The organism is Thalassospira povalilytica (genome assembly GCF_002844235.1).
Taxonomy (GTDB): domain Bacteria; phylum Pseudomonadota; class Alphaproteobacteria; order Rhodospirillales; family Thalassospiraceae; genus Thalassospira; species Thalassospira povalilytica.
Genome location: NZ_PGTS01000001.1, coordinates 456,613 through 472,309, shown reverse-complemented (window position 1 = coordinate 472,309; position 15,697 = coordinate 456,613). Strand labels below are relative to the sequence as shown.

The following is a 15,697-nucleotide window of genomic DNA, read 5'->3' as shown; positions in this document are numbered from 1 at the left end:
CCAGGCACGGGCAACAGCAGAACGAACCGGCACCTAATAGGCGAAATAATCGACAACCAGCCGGTCTATTTCACCCTGGTTGCGCATGTCAGCCAGGGCCTTGTCGAGATCATCGGCGAACTGATCGCGCCAGGGCCACTGGTTCTCCGGGTCCGGACCATAGGCAACAAAGCCGAATTCCTGCCCGATGATGGCGGTTTCGTTGAACAGGCGCGCCATGTTCTTGTCGATGGCAAGTTCGCGCATTCCCGCCAGAATGGCCATGCGTTCATTGACATAGCAATCAACCCGCCCGGCCATCAGAAAACGCAGGTTGCTGGCGGTTGTGTTGGCTTCTTCAAGGGTGATGTCACCGGCATCGACCATGTCAAAGAATGCCTCGCCCGCCAGTCGATAGCCGGCATTATTGGCAAAACGGGCATCCTTGAAATCGCGCGGAAAGACTTTGAGATCGTGGCTATGGGCGTAATCATTGCTGCACAGGACGACGACCGTTTCACGCAGGATCGGGATCGAATAGCGGTCAATCCAGTCGCGGTCCTTGCGCGCATAGGGCGGGAAAAACCCCATGATCTTGCCATCCTTGAGCAATTCCATGCCACGGCGAAACGGCACGCTGACAATATCGAGATGATATTGCGGCATTCTGGCGAAGGCCTTTTTGAGGATGCGCACATAGATGCCTTCGGCGCCGGTTCCGTCAAAATAGGCATAGGGACGGTTGCTGTCTTCGGCATAAAGGGTAATCGTGCGCGGGATATTGCTGCTTTGGATCGTCTCGGCGCGGGCGCAAAGCGATGTGGTCAGCACAGCCCCGACCAGCATGCACCCCGTAAAGCGGACAGCATTTCGCACAGCATTTCTGAAATTCATGCCCCCATTATGGGGGAAGACTGCACGGGTCTGTCAATTGTCATGAGGTAACAGATCATTGCAGATCATTGCAGGTCATTGCCGATCATTGCCAATCCGGGCGCCAAACCGGCCCGGACATCATGCGGGCTTGTCGGTCCGATCCGTAAGCCGCGCATCATCGGCGACATCGGCGGCATCGACCCTGGCGGACCGCGATGACAGGACGTGGTCCTTTTGATGCTGGTGATTGCCTTCGGCCGGGCGAAGGGGCGGTACGGTTACCGGAATGTGGACCAGACGGCGCTTGCGCGACGGGGTGCCGGTGCTGGCATAAAGCTGTTTGCCGGCTTCGACGATCGAGACACCGGCAAAGGCCTTGAACAGGCGCGATCCGATATTTTCAAACAGCTGCGACCAGCGCAGGAACAGGCGGCGCTGGGTCGGTGGCAGGAACAGCGCGCGGCTGTGCTGGACCGGCAGGAACATGTTTTCGCGCATCAGATTTTGCAATTGGGACACGCTATAGGGATGGCCATAACCAAACGGCGTCTTTTCCGACCAGGACCAAAGCGAGCTTCGGTTCGGAGTCACGACCACGATCCGGCCATTGGGCGTCAAGACCCGCCAGCATTCGCGCATCAGACGGCGCATGGAATCGGAATGTTCGACCAGATGAACCAGCAGAATGCGATCAACCGAACTGTCCGGCAGCGGCAGCATGGTTTCTTCGGTCAGGGCGACACGGTTTTCTTCGTCCACGGGCCAGTGCACGCAGCCCTGACGGGCGGGCATGAAGGCCATGACGCGTTCGGCCTCGCCGATAAAGGGGCGCAGATAGGGTGTGGCATAGCCAAAGCCCAGCACCCGCATGCCCCGCACATCCGACCACATGACGCGCAGGCGCCTGCGGATCAGGCGACGGGCGGCCTGACCGATACTGCTTGCATAAAAACGGTGAAGATCAACGACATCCTGCGGCATTCGGTAAACCTATCATCCCCTTTGCGGCACGGAAACATCTTTGCAGACAGTTCGGTCCCGACCCTAGCATAGAATGTCAAAATCTTTGGATTTTGGGTGATTGTTTCAAGACAGTCCTTGCTGATAGTCTTGGGGCAATTACACAAATTCAGTGCAGAGGTACGCCATGGCCGCGGGCGAAGTGATCGTTATTCCGTGTCTTTCAGACAATTACACCTATCTTGTGCGCTGTCATTACAGCGACGTCACCGCCGTGATTGATCCGGGCGAAGCAGCCCCGGTGATTGCCGCCCTTGAGGAACGGGGCTGGAACCTTGATCTGGTGATCAATACCCATCACCACCATGACCATATTGGCGGCAATGGCGAACTGATTGAAAAATACGGGGCGAAGCTTTTGGGTCCGGCGGCGGAAAGTGCGCGCATTCCCAATATGGATGAAACATGCGCCGAAGGGGATCAGGTTCTGATCGGGGATCTCAAGGGGCGGGTCTTTGACGTTCCGGGCCATACCAGCGGCCATATCGCGTTTTATTTCCCGGCGGTTACCGCGCTGTTTTCGGGCGACAGCCTGTTTGCGCTGGGCTGCGGGCGGTTGTTTGAAGGCACACCGGCACAGATGTGGGATTCTCTTTGCAAGTTCCGCGACCTTCCGGGCAGCACCCAGGTCTATTGCGGGCATGAATATACCCAGTCCAATGCGCGCTTTGCCAAAACCATCGAACCGGACAATCCGATCCTGATTGCGCGCTGTCAGGATATTGACGGGCTTCGGGCGCGCAATTTGCCGACCATTCCGTCGCGTCTGGATGTCGAGCTTGCGACCAACCCGTTCCTGCGGGCTGATGAGCCGTCGGTTGCCGCAGCAATCGGCATGAGCGGCCAAAGCCCGGTCGATATCTTTGCCGAGATCCGCAAGCGCAAGGACAGTTTCTAGGGGCTGGGGCTGGGTCCGGGGTTATTGCATCTGCTTGAACAGGACATTCTGATCAAGCAGATAGCGCGAGAATAAAGGCAGACTTGCCGCCCCGATGGCACGCGCGGCACTGCCGACCTGGCCCTGTTCGATATGGGGGCGTTCGATGCCCTGAAGGTCAAGGTCGCTGGTGGCCGCCCGGGTTGCCGCGACCAGCCGGGCACAGACATCAGGCGGAAAGCCGCCATCGACAATCACCGCTTCGAAATCGATCACCGAACAGACCGAGGTAATGGCGATTGCCAGACTGCGTGCGGTGTGGCTGATCCAGATATCAAGGGTTTCACCCAGCGTGTTCCAATAGTCCGGGTCGCGCCACAGCATGGCGGGATCGCGGCCGTCGCGGGTCAGCATATCTTCAAGCACAAAGATCGATGCCTGATCGATCAGCTGGCTGGGATGGCCGCTGCGCGAGGAAACCGGCATTGATCCGAAAGCCCCGGCATTGCCGGTACGCCCGGCATAGAGCGCCTGATTGAGCACCACGCCACCGCCGATAAACGATCCGACAAAGAAATAGGCAAAGTCGGCATAGTTCGGCCCAAGGCCAAAGACCAGTTCGGCCCCGCAGGCGGCGGTCGCGTCATTTTGCTGAAAGACCGGGAATGGCACGATGGCACCGATGGTGTCGATCAGATCGACTTCGCGCCAGGCATTCATGTCTTCGACCGGGGCGCCGACTTCATCCACCCAGTTCCAGAGTTCAAACGGGGCGGCAATGCCGATCCCGGCAATGCGGTTGCGCTGATCCGTGCCAAGACCGGCGGTGATGCGGTCAATCGAGTCCCGGACAAATTGGCGGATGCCATCAGGGGTCGGGTATTTATAGGCTTCCTTGAGCGACGCCCGCACGGTGCCGACAAAATCCAGCAGGATCAGTTCGGCACTGCGCCGGCCGATCTTCAGACCATAGGAAAATACCCCGTCAGGATTAAGCGCCATCGGGACTTTGGGTTTGCCGACCTTGCCGCGGACCGGGGTGCCGCGTTTGAGCAATCCGTCCTTTTCAAGGGCGCGCATGATCACGGACACCGTCTGGGCCGAAAGCCCCGAAAGCCTTGCAATATCGGCCTTTGACAGACCGGCATTGCGGCGGACCAGCGACAGGACAAGCCGTTCATTATAGGCGCGCACACGCAGCTGATTGGCGCCACCGCCCGGATGCAGCGGACGTGCTGCCTGATCTTCCGCCCCTGTTTGGTCGGGGCTGGTCGATATGGTTTGCGTCATCTGGTCCTCCCACTCGGGTCCTTTAATGCCCGATTGCGGTTCAGAGTGACAGGATTAATTAATAAATCAACCGGATTTATTAATTGACAGCCTCGCCGGATTGGTGTGTGCTAGGCGGCAGACAGGTTGAAGGCCCTGAAGAAAATGCGCGCCACGATCTGTTGGAAAACAAATGGTGCTGGTCGAAACCGATCAGCCATTCAGGTTCATCCCTGGGAGGAAACACATGAAAAAAGCACTTCTTGGCGCAACCCTTGGTGCGCTTGCTCTTGGTCTTTCGGCTGCCCCCAACGCGGCACAGGCTGCCGATATCGGGGCCTGCCTGATCACCAAAACCGACATCAACCCGTTCTTTGTCAAAATGAAAGAAGGGGCTTCGGCCAAGGCCGAGGAACTCGGCATCGATCTTTCGACCTATGCCGGGAAAATCGATGGCGACCATGAAACACAGGTCCAGGCCATCGAGTCCTGCATTGCATCGGGGGCCAAGGGTATTCTTCTGACCGCATCGGACACCAAGGCGATTGTGCCGGTGGTCAAAAAGGCCCGCGATGCCGGGCTGCTTGTGATTGCGCTTGATACGCCGCTTGAACCGATTGATGCGGCCGATGCGACCTTTGCCACCGACAATTTCAAGGCAGGCGAGCTGATTGGTCAGTGGGCGGCGGCCAAACTGGGCGACAAGGCAAGTGATGCGAAAATCGCGCTGCTTGATCTGTCGCCAAGTGCGCCGTCGGTCGATGTCTTGCGCGATCAGGGCTTCATGAAAGGTTTCGGGATCGACATCAAGGACCCCAACAAGATCGGGGACGAGGATGACGCCCGGATCGTTGGTCACGACGTGACCAGCGGCAATGAGGAAGGTGGCCGCAAAGCCATGGAAAACCTTATGCAGCGCGACCCGGATATCAATGTTGTCTATACGATCAACGAACCGGCCGCGGCGGGTGCCTATGAGGCGCTCAAGGCATTTGGCATGGAAGAAGGCGTTCTGATTGTTTCGGTCGATGGCGGCTGCCCGGGTGTGGCCAACGTCAAGGATGGCGTGATTGGCGCGACCTCCCAGCAATATCCGCTTCTGATGGCGTCCAAGGGAATCGAAGCAATCAAGGCATGGGCGGATAGCGGTGAAAAACCGCAGAATTCGCAGGGCCTGAACTTCTATAACACCGGCGTCAATCTTGTGACCGACCAGCCTGTTGACGGCGTGCCGTCAATCAGCGTTGCCGAAGGCACGGATCGCTGCTGGGGTTAAGGATCCCTTCCGCTTCGAAGGAGGGCGGCAAGAAGTTCGCCCTCCTTGTCCCACTTTAGATTACACTTGGTCGACATCCGCAAACCAAACCGGTCATCAGAACCGGACGGGTGACTTCCGGGCCGTGCGCGCACCCTGCCCCGCACAGACCCGAACCAGGTCGGGAGGAACAGATGAGCGATACAGCTCAGTCGTCACGCAAAAAACAGGATTTCGAGCAGTCGCTTGAGTCCAGTGACCGCTCCATTGCAACATTCGAACACAAATCACGCAGCCTGTTTGACAATGTGCAGCATTTCCTGCACGGCAACCCGACGATGGTACCGGTGATCGTTCTGATCGCGTCCATCGTGATTTTCGGTTTCGTTGCAGGCAGCAAATTCTTTTCACCCTTTAACCTGTCGCTGATCATGCAGCAGGTCTCGATCATCGGGATTCTGGCCGCGGCACAAAGCCTTGTCATCCTGACCGCGGGCATTGATCTTTCGGTCGGGGCGATCATGGTTCTGATGTCGGTGATCATGGGCCAGCTTGCCATCACCCTTGGCGTGCCCGCCCCGATTGCGATCATTGCGGGCTGTATCGGCGGGATTGCGGCCGGGGGCCTTAACGGTTTTCTGGTCACCCGGATCAAGTTGCCGCCTTTCATCGTCACACTGGGCACCTGGAATATTTTCTTTGCGCTTAATCTGTGGCTTTCGGGCGCGCAGTCGATCCGCAGCCAGACGCTTGATGAAATTGCCCCGCTTTTGAAATTCTTTGGCGAAAGCATCGCGCTTGGCGGGGCGCGCATAACCTATGGGTCGATCCTGATGCTGGTGATTTTCGGGGTGCTTTGGTACATCCTGAACCATACCAGCTGGGGGCGGCATGTTTATGCGATTGGCGATGACAAGGAAGCCGCCGAGCTTTCGGGCATTCGCACCAACCGCACCCTGATCATGGTTTATGGTCTGGCCGGGCTTGTATGCGGCATCGGGGCATGGGCATCGATCGGACGTGTCGGATCGGTTTCACCGCAAAGCTTTCAGGAAGCCAATCTTCAATCGATTACCGCAGTTGTAATTGGCGGCATCTCGCTGTTTGGCGGGCGCGGATCAATCATCGGTCCGCTGATCGGGGCGCTGATTGTTGGTGTGTTCAATTCCGGGCTTCGCTTGGCGGGGGTGGATGTTCTGTGGCAGGTCTTTGCCATTGGGTGGCTGACCATCATTGCCGTGGCCATTGACCAGTGGATCAGAAAGGTGTCGTCATGAGCAACACAGCAAAACCGGTTCTTCGGGCGCGCGGGATTGTCAAACGCTATGGCCGGGTAACCGCACTTGATCATGCCGATTTCGATCTTTATCCCGGCGAGGTTCTGGCCGTTATCGGCGATAACGGGGCGGGGAAATCATCGCTGATCAAGGCGCTTTCAGGGGCGATCACGATTGATGAAGGCAGCATCGAACTTGATGGCAAGCCGATCGGATTCACATCGCCGATGGAGGCCCGCGAAGCCGGGATCGAGACGGTCTATCAGAACCTTGCGCTGTCGCCGGCCCTGTCGATTGCCGATAACATGTTCATGGGCCGCGAGCTTCGCAAGAAAGGCTTCATGGGCAAATATTTCGGTGCGCTTGATCACAAGGAAATGCAACGGCTTGCACGTGAAAAACTGTCCGAGCTTGGCCTGATGACCATTCAGAACATCAACCAGGCGGTCGAGACCCTTTCTGGGGGGCAACGCCAGGGGGTTGCGGTCGCACGGGCGGCTGCATTCGGATCGCGCGTTGTGATCATGGATGAACCGACCGCCGCCCTTGGTGTGAAGGAAAGCCGGCGTGTGCTGGATCTGATTGCCGATGTGAAGGCGCGCGGCATGCCGATTGTGCTGATTTCGCACAATATGCCCCATGTGTTCGAGGTCGCGGACCGCATTCATGTCCATCGGCTGGGCAAACGGCTTTGTACCATCAAGCCCGATGATTACAGCATGTCCGATGCGGTTGCCTTCATGACCGGGGCAATGGAACCACCCGCAGTGGATGCCGCTACCTGATCCGATGATGGCTGACTCGACAACGATATGGCACCAGACCGGACGGGGCAGGATGGCCCAAAACGGCAGCCCTGCCCCGCCCGTTCAAAAACAAAAAGCCACAAGACATCAATTCCAGAAGACCCAACCCAGATGACACCCGACATTGACGAACTGGCGGCGATGATCCGCGCACAACAAACTGATGATCAGCGCATCCTGGTTGCGATCATCGGGGCACCAGCATCGGGCAAATCACATTTGTCCGACCGGCTTTATCACCATCTGGGGGGTGATGAAGCCGGTGCTGCTGTTGTGCCGATGGATGGTTTTCATTTTGATGATGCGATCCTGAAACAGCGCGGCCTGTTATCGCGCAAGGGCGCGCCGCACACCTTTGATGTCGGGGGATTGAGACGCATCCTGCTTGCGCTGCGCGATAGCCCAGATGAAGAGATCTATGTGCCGGTTTTTGACCGCGCACTTGAAATATCACGCGGATCGGCACGCGCCATTTCGCCACGCCACCGCATCATTCTGGTCGAAGGCAATTACCTGTTGCTTGATCAGGAACCATGGAACGGACTTCACGGGCTTTTTGATCTGTCGGTGTTTCTTGAAGTGCCTGAAGAAACCCTGCGCGCACGCCTGATTGACCGGTGGCAGGGCCTTGGTTTTGACCATCAATCTGCCATCACCAAAGCCGAACATAATGATCTGCCCAATGCCAGAATCATCATGACAACCAGCCGCAAGGCATCTGTCACGGTTGTTTAGACTTCGCGCGCCTTCCCGCTCAGGAAATCTTCATACGCGATTGCCAAACCACTTTGAAGATCAACAGATGGCTTCCAGCCGGTTGAGAACAAGCGACTGCTGTCCATCAATTTTCGCATCGTGCCGTCCGGTTTTGAGGTATCGAAAACGATTTTGCCTTCAAAACCAACGGTTTTTGCGATTTCAGCCGCCAATTCCCGAATAGTAACATCCGAGCCATAGCCAACATTGATGTGGCTACACATTTCTTCTGTTTTATCTTTGTAGGTCGCGTCATCCAGATTCATGACGTGGATACATGCAGCAGCCATGTCATCGACGAATAGAAATTCGCGAAATGGCTTCCCACTCCCCCACACAATGACTTCCTGAGCACGAGAAACTTTAGCCTCATGAAAACGGCGCAAAAGTGCAGGAATGACGTGGCTGTTCTCAGGGTGATAGTTGTCACCAGGGCCATACAGGTTTGTAGGCATCACGCTGCGATAATCCCGGCCGTACTGCCGATTGAAGGACTCACACAGTTTGATACCTGCAATCTTGGCAATCGCATAAGGCTCGTTAGTGGCCTCGAGTACACCGGTCAAGAGAGCGTCCTCTCGCATTGGCTGTGTCACAGCACGCGGGTATATGCAACTAGACCCCAAAAACAGAAGCTTCTGAACATCATATTGGTGAGCAGCACCGATGATATTGGCCTCAATTAACAAATTTTTATAAATGAAGTCTGCTGGATAGGTGTTATTCGCGTGAATTCCACCAACCTTGGCAGCTGCAAGATAAATCTCATCTATGGAGTGTCTAACAAAGAAACGGTTTACTGATTCTTGATTTTCAAGATCCAATTCGCCACGCGTAGCTGTAACAAGTTCGATTTGCGCATCAAGTCTTAGTCGGCGAGCAATTGCACTACCGACCATCCCATTATGACCTGCAACAAAAACCTTTTTAATCATAAATCACTGCGATGCGTTAACTGCAACATCAAACCCATTCTCTTTCAAAACGCGGAGTTGCCGGGCTTTCTTGAGGTCATGAGCAACCATCTCGCGAACCATATCTTCCATGCTTATCTCAGGTTCCCATCCCAGCTCATTCTTTGCCCTTGAGGGATCACCAAGCAGTGTCTCCACTTCGGCTGGACGGAAATAACGCGGGTCAACCCGCACGATTTCATCTCCCACCTTGATCGCTGAAGAAATGTTTGTATCAAGTGCTTCTACAATCCCTCTCTCAGCAACTCCCTCACCTTCGAAGCGCAAGGTTATACCTAGCTCCTTTGCAGCAATATTCACAAACTCACGGACTGACGCCTGACGTCCAGTTGCAATAACGTAGTCACGAGCTTCTTCCTGTTGCAACATAAGCCATTGCATTCGAACATAGTCCTTGGCATGCCCCCAATCTCTGAGAGCATCCAAATTTCCAAGATACAGGCAGCTTTCCAAGCCTTGAGAAATATTTGCCAAAGCGCGGGTTATCTTGCGTGTGACAAATGTTTCTCCCCTGCGCGGACTTTCGTGGTTAAACAAAATTCCGTTACAGGCATACATGCCATAAGCTTCTCTGTAATTTACAGAAATCCAGTAAGCATACAACTTGGCGACGGCATAAGGGCTGCGAGGGTAAAAGGGTGTTGTTTCCTTCTGAGGAACTTCCTGTACCAAGCCATACAGTTCACTCGTTGACGCCTGATAAAAACGGGTTTTCTTTTCCAGCCCAAGAAAACGGATCGCTTCAAGAAGTCTCAAAGTTCCCAAAGCATCAATGTCAGCGGTGTATTCTGCGGCCTCAAAGCTGACAGCTACATGGCTTTGCGCACCCAGATTATAGACTTCGTCAGGCTTCACATCATTGATAATTCGCGTCAGATTGCTACTGTCTGCCAAATCACCATAGTGAAGCACCAGCTTGCGATTATCCTCATGAGGATCTTGATACAGATGATCAATACGATCTGTATTGAGGGAGCTGCTTCGCCTCTTGATACCGTGGACTTCGTATCCCTTCTCAAGCAGGAACTCAGCCAGATAGCTACCATCCTGGCCAGTAATGCCGGTTATTAACGCCCGTTTGGTCATTTATCCCTGTCCCAATTCGCGATTTTTTGTGGTGCGTCCATATTCATCGTCAAAACGCTCGATATCATCCTCTCCCAGATAGCTACCTGACTGAACTTCAATTAGTTCCAGAGGTGTTTTTCCCGGATTTTCCATACGATGCACGGCACCAAGGGGAATATAGGTTGACTCGTTTTCTTTGAGCAAGAACGTCTCATTATCTCGGGTCACAAGTGCTGTACCCTTTACCACGACCCAGTGTTCTGCCCTATGTCGGTGCCTTTGTAACGAGAGCCGGGCACCCGGCTTGACGGTAATCCGCTTGACCTGAAAACGGTCACTATGATCAATGCTGTCATAAGCACCCCACGGACGAGCCACTCTTCTATGCTCTGATGCTTCCGTACGATTGGCAACTTCCAACTCGGCAACTGCTTGCTTAACATTCTCAACCTGATCAAGCGCGCTGACCATCAGGGCGTCTGGTGTATCAACTATGACAAGGTCCCTCGTCCCAATCGTTACAACAAAACGACGCTCCGAGGCATGGACAAGCGTGTTTTCCGAATTGATGGAGTGAATATTTTCAGCGACACCAATCTTTCCGCAACCATTATCATCCATCTCACTTAGTGCAAACATTGCGTTCCAACTGCCGACGTCACTCCAAACACCATTAAACGGGAATACCGCAATATTTTTTGCATGCTCCATCACCGCGTAATCTATGCTTTTCTTTGGCGCACTAGCAAAACTGTCTCCGGGACGCCAAAAAGAACCGTCCTGAACTACATCGGCCATTGCAGATTGACAGGCGTTAAAAATGTCGGGCTCAAACTCATTCAACGCATTGAGCAATACCGACCTTTTGATCAAGAAAATTCCAGAGTTCCAGAGAAACTTACCCGACGACAGAAATTCAAGTGCCGTTTTGCTGTCGGGTTTTTCATGGAAGCGAAGCGACTTCCTTGCCTCTCCAGAAATCTTTTCGCCTAATTCAATATAGCCGTATGCTGTACTCGGCAGACCAGGCTGCACTCCGAAGGTAACAATCCAGCCTTCGTCCGCCAGCTTTTGAGCCTCTTGAACCATCGTCTGAAACCGTAAAGCATCAGGTATAAAATGATCCGCCGGGCAGAACAGGATCAAATCATCAGCTTCACCATCAAAAAATGCTGCCAGAGCCATAGCTGGCGCAGTATCCCGTCCGGCAGGCTCAAGCAATTGGGGGAGTTCTACGCCCAGCTTATCTGCTGCTTCCTGTACGAAGAATCTATACTCATCGCCACTGACCGCCAGAACGTCTCCGAGATTTGACACACGCTCAACGGTCAATTCAAAAAGAGACTTTCCTTGATACAGAGGAATAAACTGCTTTGGAAATGCTTTCCGCGAAAGAGGCCAAAGTCTGGTACCGGAACCACCACACATAATTACTGGTTTGATCACAGCATCTTTTTGCATTTAGATGAATTTCCTACGGAGGCAGTCAAATGAAGTTCAAGAGTTTATAGAACACTTTGATACAGCCTTCCAACATCTGTATCGCTTCAAACAACAATCAAATTGTCGCGCCAGGAAACTCAATCTTACTTCTCTGCCTCTCGGTGTTTCCAACGTTAATAAAATCCCCGTCAAGCAGGATGCGGGTCAGCCAGTCGATGACGGCGCGGACATGGGGCAGATGGCGTTTTTCCTGATGGGTTAGAAGCCAGACTTCGCGGCCGGTCGGGTGATAGGTATCAAGGCATCTGAGAAAGTCGATGCGATCCCCGACGCATCGGGGCAAAAGGGCGCAACAGGCATGCCCCGTCATCATTGAAACCATGATCGATCCGCGATTGGCATAGCCGATGACCGTCCGGTCGGGGAAATGATCGGCCAGCCATTTTTGTTCGGGCTTGTCGGCAAAGAATTCGTCAAGGTCAATCCATGGCAGGGTTTGCGGATCCATCGCGGTTGCCGGCAATCCGTTCGGATTGCAATAGATGCCATATTCAAGATGGCCGAGCTTGCGGATATGAAACGCCCCGCTATCGGGTCGGGCCAGGCGGATGGCGATATCGGTTTCACGTTGTGGCAGACTGAGATTGCGGTTGGCCCCGATCAGTTCCAAAGCAATTTTCGGAAAGCGTTGATGCAGATCGGCGATATGCGGGGCGACGCAATCTTGTAAAATCGCATCAACCCCGGTCAGGCGCACAATGCCGCCAACAGCCCCGTCAGCCTGTTCGGAAACCGGATCGCGTGTCAGCAAATCCGATACCGTGTCCTGCATGTGTTGGGCTGTTTGCAACAGAACCTGCGCACGGGCGGTTGGTGCCAGCGCACGACCATCGCGGTGCAAAATGGCATAGCCCACCCATTCTTCCAGCCGGGCAATGCGGCGCGCCACCGTCGTCTGGTTCACCCCGAGTTCACGGGCAGCGGCACTCATATTCCCGGCCTGACAAACATGGGCAAAGGTCCGTAATCCTTCCCAATCAAGTGACATCATACATTCCACTAATCTGCATTTTTGCAGATTATAATCGAATTATTGCCGATGGATAATGCAATTTCGCAGAGACATGATGGGGCATCAGCGAAACAAACAAAGGATGCCGAAAATGACTGCGAAAACCATTTTTGATCTTGCCGGGGCAAGTCTTGTGACCGGAACACCCGATGATGCCGCCCTGATCGTGATTGATGCGCAGGAAGAATACCGCAGCGGCAAACTGCAACTGTCGGGTCTTGAGCCCGCACTGGCCAATATTCAGAAACTTCTGAGCCATTGGCGGGCACAGGGCGGGACCGTTATCCATATTCAGCATCGCGCAACCGGCCTGTTTGATCCAAGCGGCCCCTATGCCGCAATCATGGCCGAGGTTGCCCCCAAGGAGGGTGAGGCGGTCCTGACCAAATCGGTACCAAGTTCGTTTGGCGGCACCGGACTTGACGAACTGTTGCAACAGGGCGGTTTCAAGCAGGTGGTGATCACGGGCTTCATGACACATGTTTGTGTATCAACCACCGCCCGGGTCGCCGATGAAAAGGGATACGGGGTCACGGTGGTATCGGATGCCACCACCACGCGCGATCTGCCCGATGCGATCAGCGGCAAGGCAATTCCGGCCGCTGACCTGCATCGTCACGAACTGACCATGCTGGGTGATACCTTTGCCAAGATTGTCTCGACCAGGGATGTATTGGCTGCCTGATCCCGGATAGACAAAACGCCCCGCAAATGTGTCTGCGGGGCGTTGTTTTTTGGTCCGGCGCAGGCGGGATCAGAACATGTGCTGACCGCCATTGATCGACAGGCAGGAACCGGTGATGAAGCCGGAATTCGGGCCGCAAAGATAGAGGATCGCCTGGGCGATTTCGTCGGCTTCGCCCAGTCGGCCGACCGGGATTTTGGCAACGATACCTTCGAGAACCTTTTCCGGGACAGCCGCCACCATGTCGGTATTGATATAGCCCGGCGCGATGGTGTTGACCGTAATGCCCTTGCGCGCAACTTCCTGGGCAAGTGCCTTGGTAAAGCCGTGCACACCGGCCTTGGCCGCGGAATAGTTGGTCTGGCCGAACTGGCCGGCTTGCCCGTTGATCGAGGAAATATTGACAATGCGGCCAAAGCCGCGAGCCCGCATGCCTTCAAGAACCGGTTTGGTCATATAGAATAGCGAGCTGAGATTGGTTTCGATCACCGCATGCCATTGTTCGGTTTCCATTTTATGCATGAAACCGTCACGGGTGATGCCGGCATTGTTGATCAGAATGTCGATCGGGCCAATATCGGCCTCGACCTTGGCGATGCCAGCCGCACAGCCATCGGGATCCGCGACGCTCCATTTGCAGGTTGCAATGCCTGTTTCATCGCTGAAGGCCTTTGCGGCCTCGTCATTGCCAGCATAGTTTGCAACAACGGTATAGCCCGCATCCTTGAGCGCCAGGCTGATTGCCTTGCCGATACCGCGCGTTCCACCGGTTACCAGTGCTGTTTTTGTCATGGTCGCCTCCCTAAACTTCGTTCATCAAGCCTGTCTTCATAACGAGTCTCGTAGTTTGCCCTTCTACGACGCACGTAACTTTAATCCATAAAGTACCTTATATATGTAATTTTATTACTTCTCCATGATCTATGTCAGCCGGTCGGTTTAGTCTTTCGTCGCACTGCAGCATGACTTTCTGAAATGCAAACGGGGCCTCCCCCATTCAAGAGGACGCCCCGCGCAGCAGAAAATTCAGTCAGAAACTTGCGTTAGCGCTCGACGCACAGCGCAACTCCCATGCCGCCACCGATGCAAAGCGTCGCGAGACCTTTTTTCGCGTCGCGTTTCTGCATTTCATACAGCAGCGTGGTGAAGACACGTGCGCCCGATGCCCCGATCGGATGGCCAAGCGCAATCGCACCGCCATTGACGTTAACCTTGTCGGTATCCCAGCCCATGTCGCGATTGACCGCAATTGCCTGGGCGGCAAAGGCTTCGTTGGCTTCGATCAGGTCAAGATCGGCGGCCGACCAGCCGGCTTTTTCAAGGGCCTTTTTCGAGGCCGGGATCGGACCCGATCCCATGATGGCCGGGTCAACACCCGCCGTCGCCCAGCTTTTGATCGTTGCAAGCGGGGTCAGGCCACGTTTGGCGGCTTCGGCTGCCGACATCACAACAAGGGCAGCAGCCCCGTCATTGATGCCCGATGCGTTGCCGGCCGTGACCGTGCCTTCCTTGTCAAAGGCCGGGCGCAGTTTGGCCATGCCTTCGGCAGTCGCACCATGGCGCGGATATTCATCGGTATCAAAGACGATATCGCCCTTGCGGTTGGCGATGGTTACCGCGGCGATTTCATCATTGAAGCGGCCGGATTTCTGGGCGGCTTCGGCCTTGTTCTGGGAACCGGCAGCAAAGGCGTCCTGTTCTTCGCGCGAAATGCCCCATTTGGCGGCAATGTTTTCAGCCGTGTTGCCCATGTGATAGCCATTGAAAGCACACCACAGGCCGTCCTTGATCATGCTGTCGATGAATTTGACATCGCCCATTTTATGCCCGGCTCGCAGATGTGCGACATGGGTAGAAAGCGACATGTTTTCCTGACCACCGGCAACCACGATATTGGCGTCCCCGGTCATGATCTGCTGGGCGGCAAGGGCCACCGTGCGCAGCCCCGAACCACAGACCTGGTTGATCAAAAAGGCGGTTGCGCGATCCGAGATGCCCGCGCCGATGGCGGCCTGACGGGCGGGGTTCTGCCCCTGACCACCTGTGAGAACCTGGCCGAGGATGACTTCATCCACCGCGTCCCCTTCAACGCCCGCGCGTTCCAGTGCAGCCTTGATGGCAACAGCACCCAGATCATGTGCCGGCGTATTCGCCAGCGTGCCACTGAATGCGCCGATTGGTGTACGTGCTGCACCCACAATTACGACGTCGGTCATGAAACCCTCCGATTATTCCTGATTACGTTTCCCTGGACCGGGCAACGATTTTTCATTTCTGCCCAGACATGGTCCTGTGACGATATTATCGCACTGCAACAATTTTCCAAGCATTGATGCCTAC

Annotated in this window: 15 protein-coding genes; 6 read left to right on the top strand and 9 right to left on the bottom strand. The window is 54.9% G+C overall.

From position 1 onward, the window contains the following. Positions 1-33 precede the first annotated feature (33 nt). Together CU041_RS02015 and CU041_RS02010 are read right to left on the bottom strand one after the other, a co-directional pair. Entirely contained in the window at positions 34-855 is an 822-nt protein-coding gene (locus CU041_RS02015; RefSeq protein WP_170310083.1) for a substrate-binding periplasmic protein, read from the bottom strand. Positions 856-993: 138 nt separating this feature from the next. Continuing rightward, positions 994-1,836, bottom strand: a complete 843-nt coding sequence (locus CU041_RS02010) for a methyltransferase domain-containing protein (protein WP_233432976.1) — start codon at positions 1,834-1,836, stop codon at positions 994-996. Between the two features lie 166 nt (positions 1,837-2,002). On the opposite strand from CU041_RS02010, the gene gloB reads away from it, so the two are divergent. Further along, positions 2,003-2,773 carry a hydroxyacylglutathione hydrolase gene (gene gloB, locus CU041_RS02005; RefSeq protein WP_101245576.1) on the top strand — a complete coding sequence of 257 codons (771 nt, stop codon included), beginning with the start codon at positions 2,003-2,005 and terminating at the stop codon, positions 2,771-2,773. A 21-nt stretch (positions 2,774-2,794) separates the two neighbouring features. Here the strand turns inward: gloB and CU041_RS02000 are convergent, their stop codons facing one another. Next, complete coding sequence (locus CU041_RS02000; RefSeq protein WP_101245575.1) at positions 2,795-4,042, bottom strand: ROK family transcriptional regulator; 1,248 nt, start codon at positions 4,040-4,042, stop codon at positions 2,795-2,797. Positions 4,043-4,268: 226 nt separating this feature from the next. Here CU041_RS02000 and CU041_RS01995 point away from each other — a divergent pair, with 226 nt between their 5' ends. The 4 genes from CU041_RS01995 (at position 4,269) to CU041_RS01980 (ending at position 8,094) form a co-directional block, all read left to right on the top strand. Then, positions 4,269-5,297, top strand: coding sequence for a sugar ABC transporter substrate-binding protein (locus tag CU041_RS01995; protein ID WP_068518330.1), 1,029 nt, complete (start codon positions 4,269-4,271; stop codon positions 5,295-5,297). 173 nt (positions 5,298-5,470) lie between these two features. After that, the gene (locus CU041_RS01990) at positions 5,471-6,553 is read left to right on the top strand and encodes an ABC transporter permease (protein ID WP_068518331.1); all 1,083 of its coding nucleotides are present in this window, start codon (positions 5,471-5,473) and stop codon (positions 6,551-6,553) included. Continuing rightward, positions 6,550-7,338: an ATP-binding cassette domain-containing protein gene (locus CU041_RS01985; RefSeq protein ID WP_101245574.1), complete on the top strand. Its 789-nt coding sequence runs from the start codon at positions 6,550-6,552 to the stop codon at positions 7,336-7,338. Before CU041_RS01990 ends, CU041_RS01985 begins: the two co-directional genes overlap by 4 nt. A gap of 132 nt (positions 7,339-7,470) precedes the next feature. Then, positions 7,471-8,094, top strand: a complete 624-nt coding sequence (locus tag CU041_RS01980; RefSeq protein WP_101245573.1) for a nucleoside triphosphate hydrolase — start codon at positions 7,471-7,473, stop codon at positions 8,092-8,094. On the opposite strand, the gene fcl is transcribed toward CU041_RS01980, so the two are convergent. The 4 genes from fcl to CU041_RS01960 all read right to left on the bottom strand — a co-directional run bounded on the left by fcl (position 8,091) and on the right by CU041_RS01960 (position 12,648). Further along, positions 8,091-9,050 carry a GDP-L-fucose synthase gene (gene fcl, locus CU041_RS01975; protein ID WP_101245572.1) on the bottom strand — a complete coding sequence of 320 codons (960 nt, stop codon included), beginning with the start codon at positions 9,048-9,050 and terminating at the stop codon, positions 8,091-8,093. The genes CU041_RS01980 and fcl overlap by 4 nt on opposite strands. Before the next feature lie 3 nt (positions 9,051-9,053). After that, the gene (gmd, locus tag CU041_RS01970; RefSeq protein WP_101245571.1) at positions 9,054-10,175 is read right to left on the bottom strand and encodes a GDP-mannose 4,6-dehydratase; all 1,122 of its coding nucleotides are present in this window, start codon (positions 10,173-10,175) and stop codon (positions 9,054-9,056) included. Continuing rightward, entirely contained in the window at positions 10,176-11,618 is a 1,443-nt protein-coding gene (locus CU041_RS01965) for a mannose-1-phosphate guanylyltransferase/mannose-6-phosphate isomerase (RefSeq protein WP_101245570.1), read from the bottom strand. It abuts the gene before it with no gap. Between the two features lie 97 nt (positions 11,619-11,715). After that, positions 11,716-12,648 carry a LysR family transcriptional regulator gene (locus tag CU041_RS01960; RefSeq protein ID WP_101245891.1) on the bottom strand — a complete coding sequence of 311 codons (933 nt, stop codon included), beginning with the start codon at positions 12,646-12,648 and terminating at the stop codon, positions 11,716-11,718. 115 nt (positions 12,649-12,763) lie between these two features. Between CU041_RS01960 and CU041_RS01955 the strand changes: the two genes are divergently transcribed. After that, entirely contained in the window at positions 12,764-13,357 is a 594-nt protein-coding gene (locus tag CU041_RS01955) for a cysteine hydrolase family protein (RefSeq protein ID WP_101245890.1), read from the top strand. Positions 13,358-13,426: 69 nt separating this feature from the next. Here CU041_RS01955 and phbB read toward each other — a convergent pair whose 3' ends face one another. Both phbB and CU041_RS01945 read right to left on the bottom strand, forming a co-directional pair. Next, positions 13,427-14,149: an acetoacetyl-CoA reductase gene (gene phbB, locus CU041_RS01950; RefSeq protein ID WP_068518334.1), complete on the bottom strand. Its 723-nt coding sequence runs from the start codon at positions 14,147-14,149 to the stop codon at positions 13,427-13,429. Positions 14,150-14,400: 251 nt separating this feature from the next. Next, positions 14,401-15,573, bottom strand: coding sequence for an acetyl-CoA C-acetyltransferase (locus CU041_RS01945; RefSeq protein WP_068518335.1), 1,173 nt, complete (start codon positions 15,571-15,573; stop codon positions 14,401-14,403). Positions 15,574-15,697 lie beyond the last annotated feature (124 nt).

Bases quoted from the DNA above. Each gene is read 5' to 3' on its own strand.
- CU041_RS02010 (WP_233432976.1), bottom strand. From the start codon at position 1,836: ATGCCGCAGGATGTCGTTGATCTTCACCGTTTTTATGCAAGCAGTATC.
- CU041_RS01980 (WP_101245573.1), top strand. From the start codon at position 7,471: ATGACACCCGACATTGACGAACTGGCGGCGATGATCCGCGCACAACAA.
- CU041_RS01995 (WP_068518330.1), top strand. From the start codon at position 4,269: ATGAAAAAAGCACTTCTTGGCGCAACCCTTGGTGCGCTTGCTCTTGGT.
- CU041_RS01985 (WP_101245574.1), top strand. From the start codon at position 6,550: ATGAGCAACACAGCAAAACCGGTTCTTCGGGCGCGCGGGATTGTCAAA.
- phbB (WP_068518334.1), bottom strand. From the start codon at position 14,149: ATGACAAAAACAGCACTGGTAACCGGTGGAACGCGCGGTATCGGCAAG.
- gmd (WP_101245571.1), bottom strand. From the start codon at position 10,175: ATGACCAAACGGGCGTTAATAACCGGCATTACTGGCCAGGATGGTAGC.
- fcl (WP_101245572.1), bottom strand. From the start codon at position 9,050: ATGATTAAAAAGGTTTTTGTTGCAGGTCATAATGGGATGGTCGGTAGT.
- CU041_RS01945 (WP_068518335.1), bottom strand. From the start codon at position 15,573: ATGACCGACGTCGTAATTGTGGGTGCAGCACGTACACCAATCGGCGCA.
- CU041_RS01955 (WP_101245890.1), top strand. From the start codon at position 12,764: ATGACTGCGAAAACCATTTTTGATCTTGCCGGGGCAAGTCTTGTGACC.
- CU041_RS01960 (WP_101245891.1), bottom strand. From the start codon at position 12,648: ATGTCACTTGATTGGGAAGGATTACGGACCTTTGCCCATGTTTGTCAG.
- gloB (WP_101245576.1), top strand. From the start codon at position 2,003: ATGGCCGCGGGCGAAGTGATCGTTATTCCGTGTCTTTCAGACAATTAC.
- CU041_RS01965 (WP_101245570.1), bottom strand. From the start codon at position 11,618: ATGCAAAAAGATGCTGTGATCAAACCAGTAATTATGTGTGGTGGTTCC.
- CU041_RS01990 (WP_068518331.1), top strand. From the start codon at position 5,471: ATGAGCGATACAGCTCAGTCGTCACGCAAAAAACAGGATTTCGAGCAG.
- CU041_RS02000 (WP_101245575.1), bottom strand. From the start codon at position 4,042: ATGACGCAAACCATATCGACCAGCCCCGACCAAACAGGGGCGGAAGAT.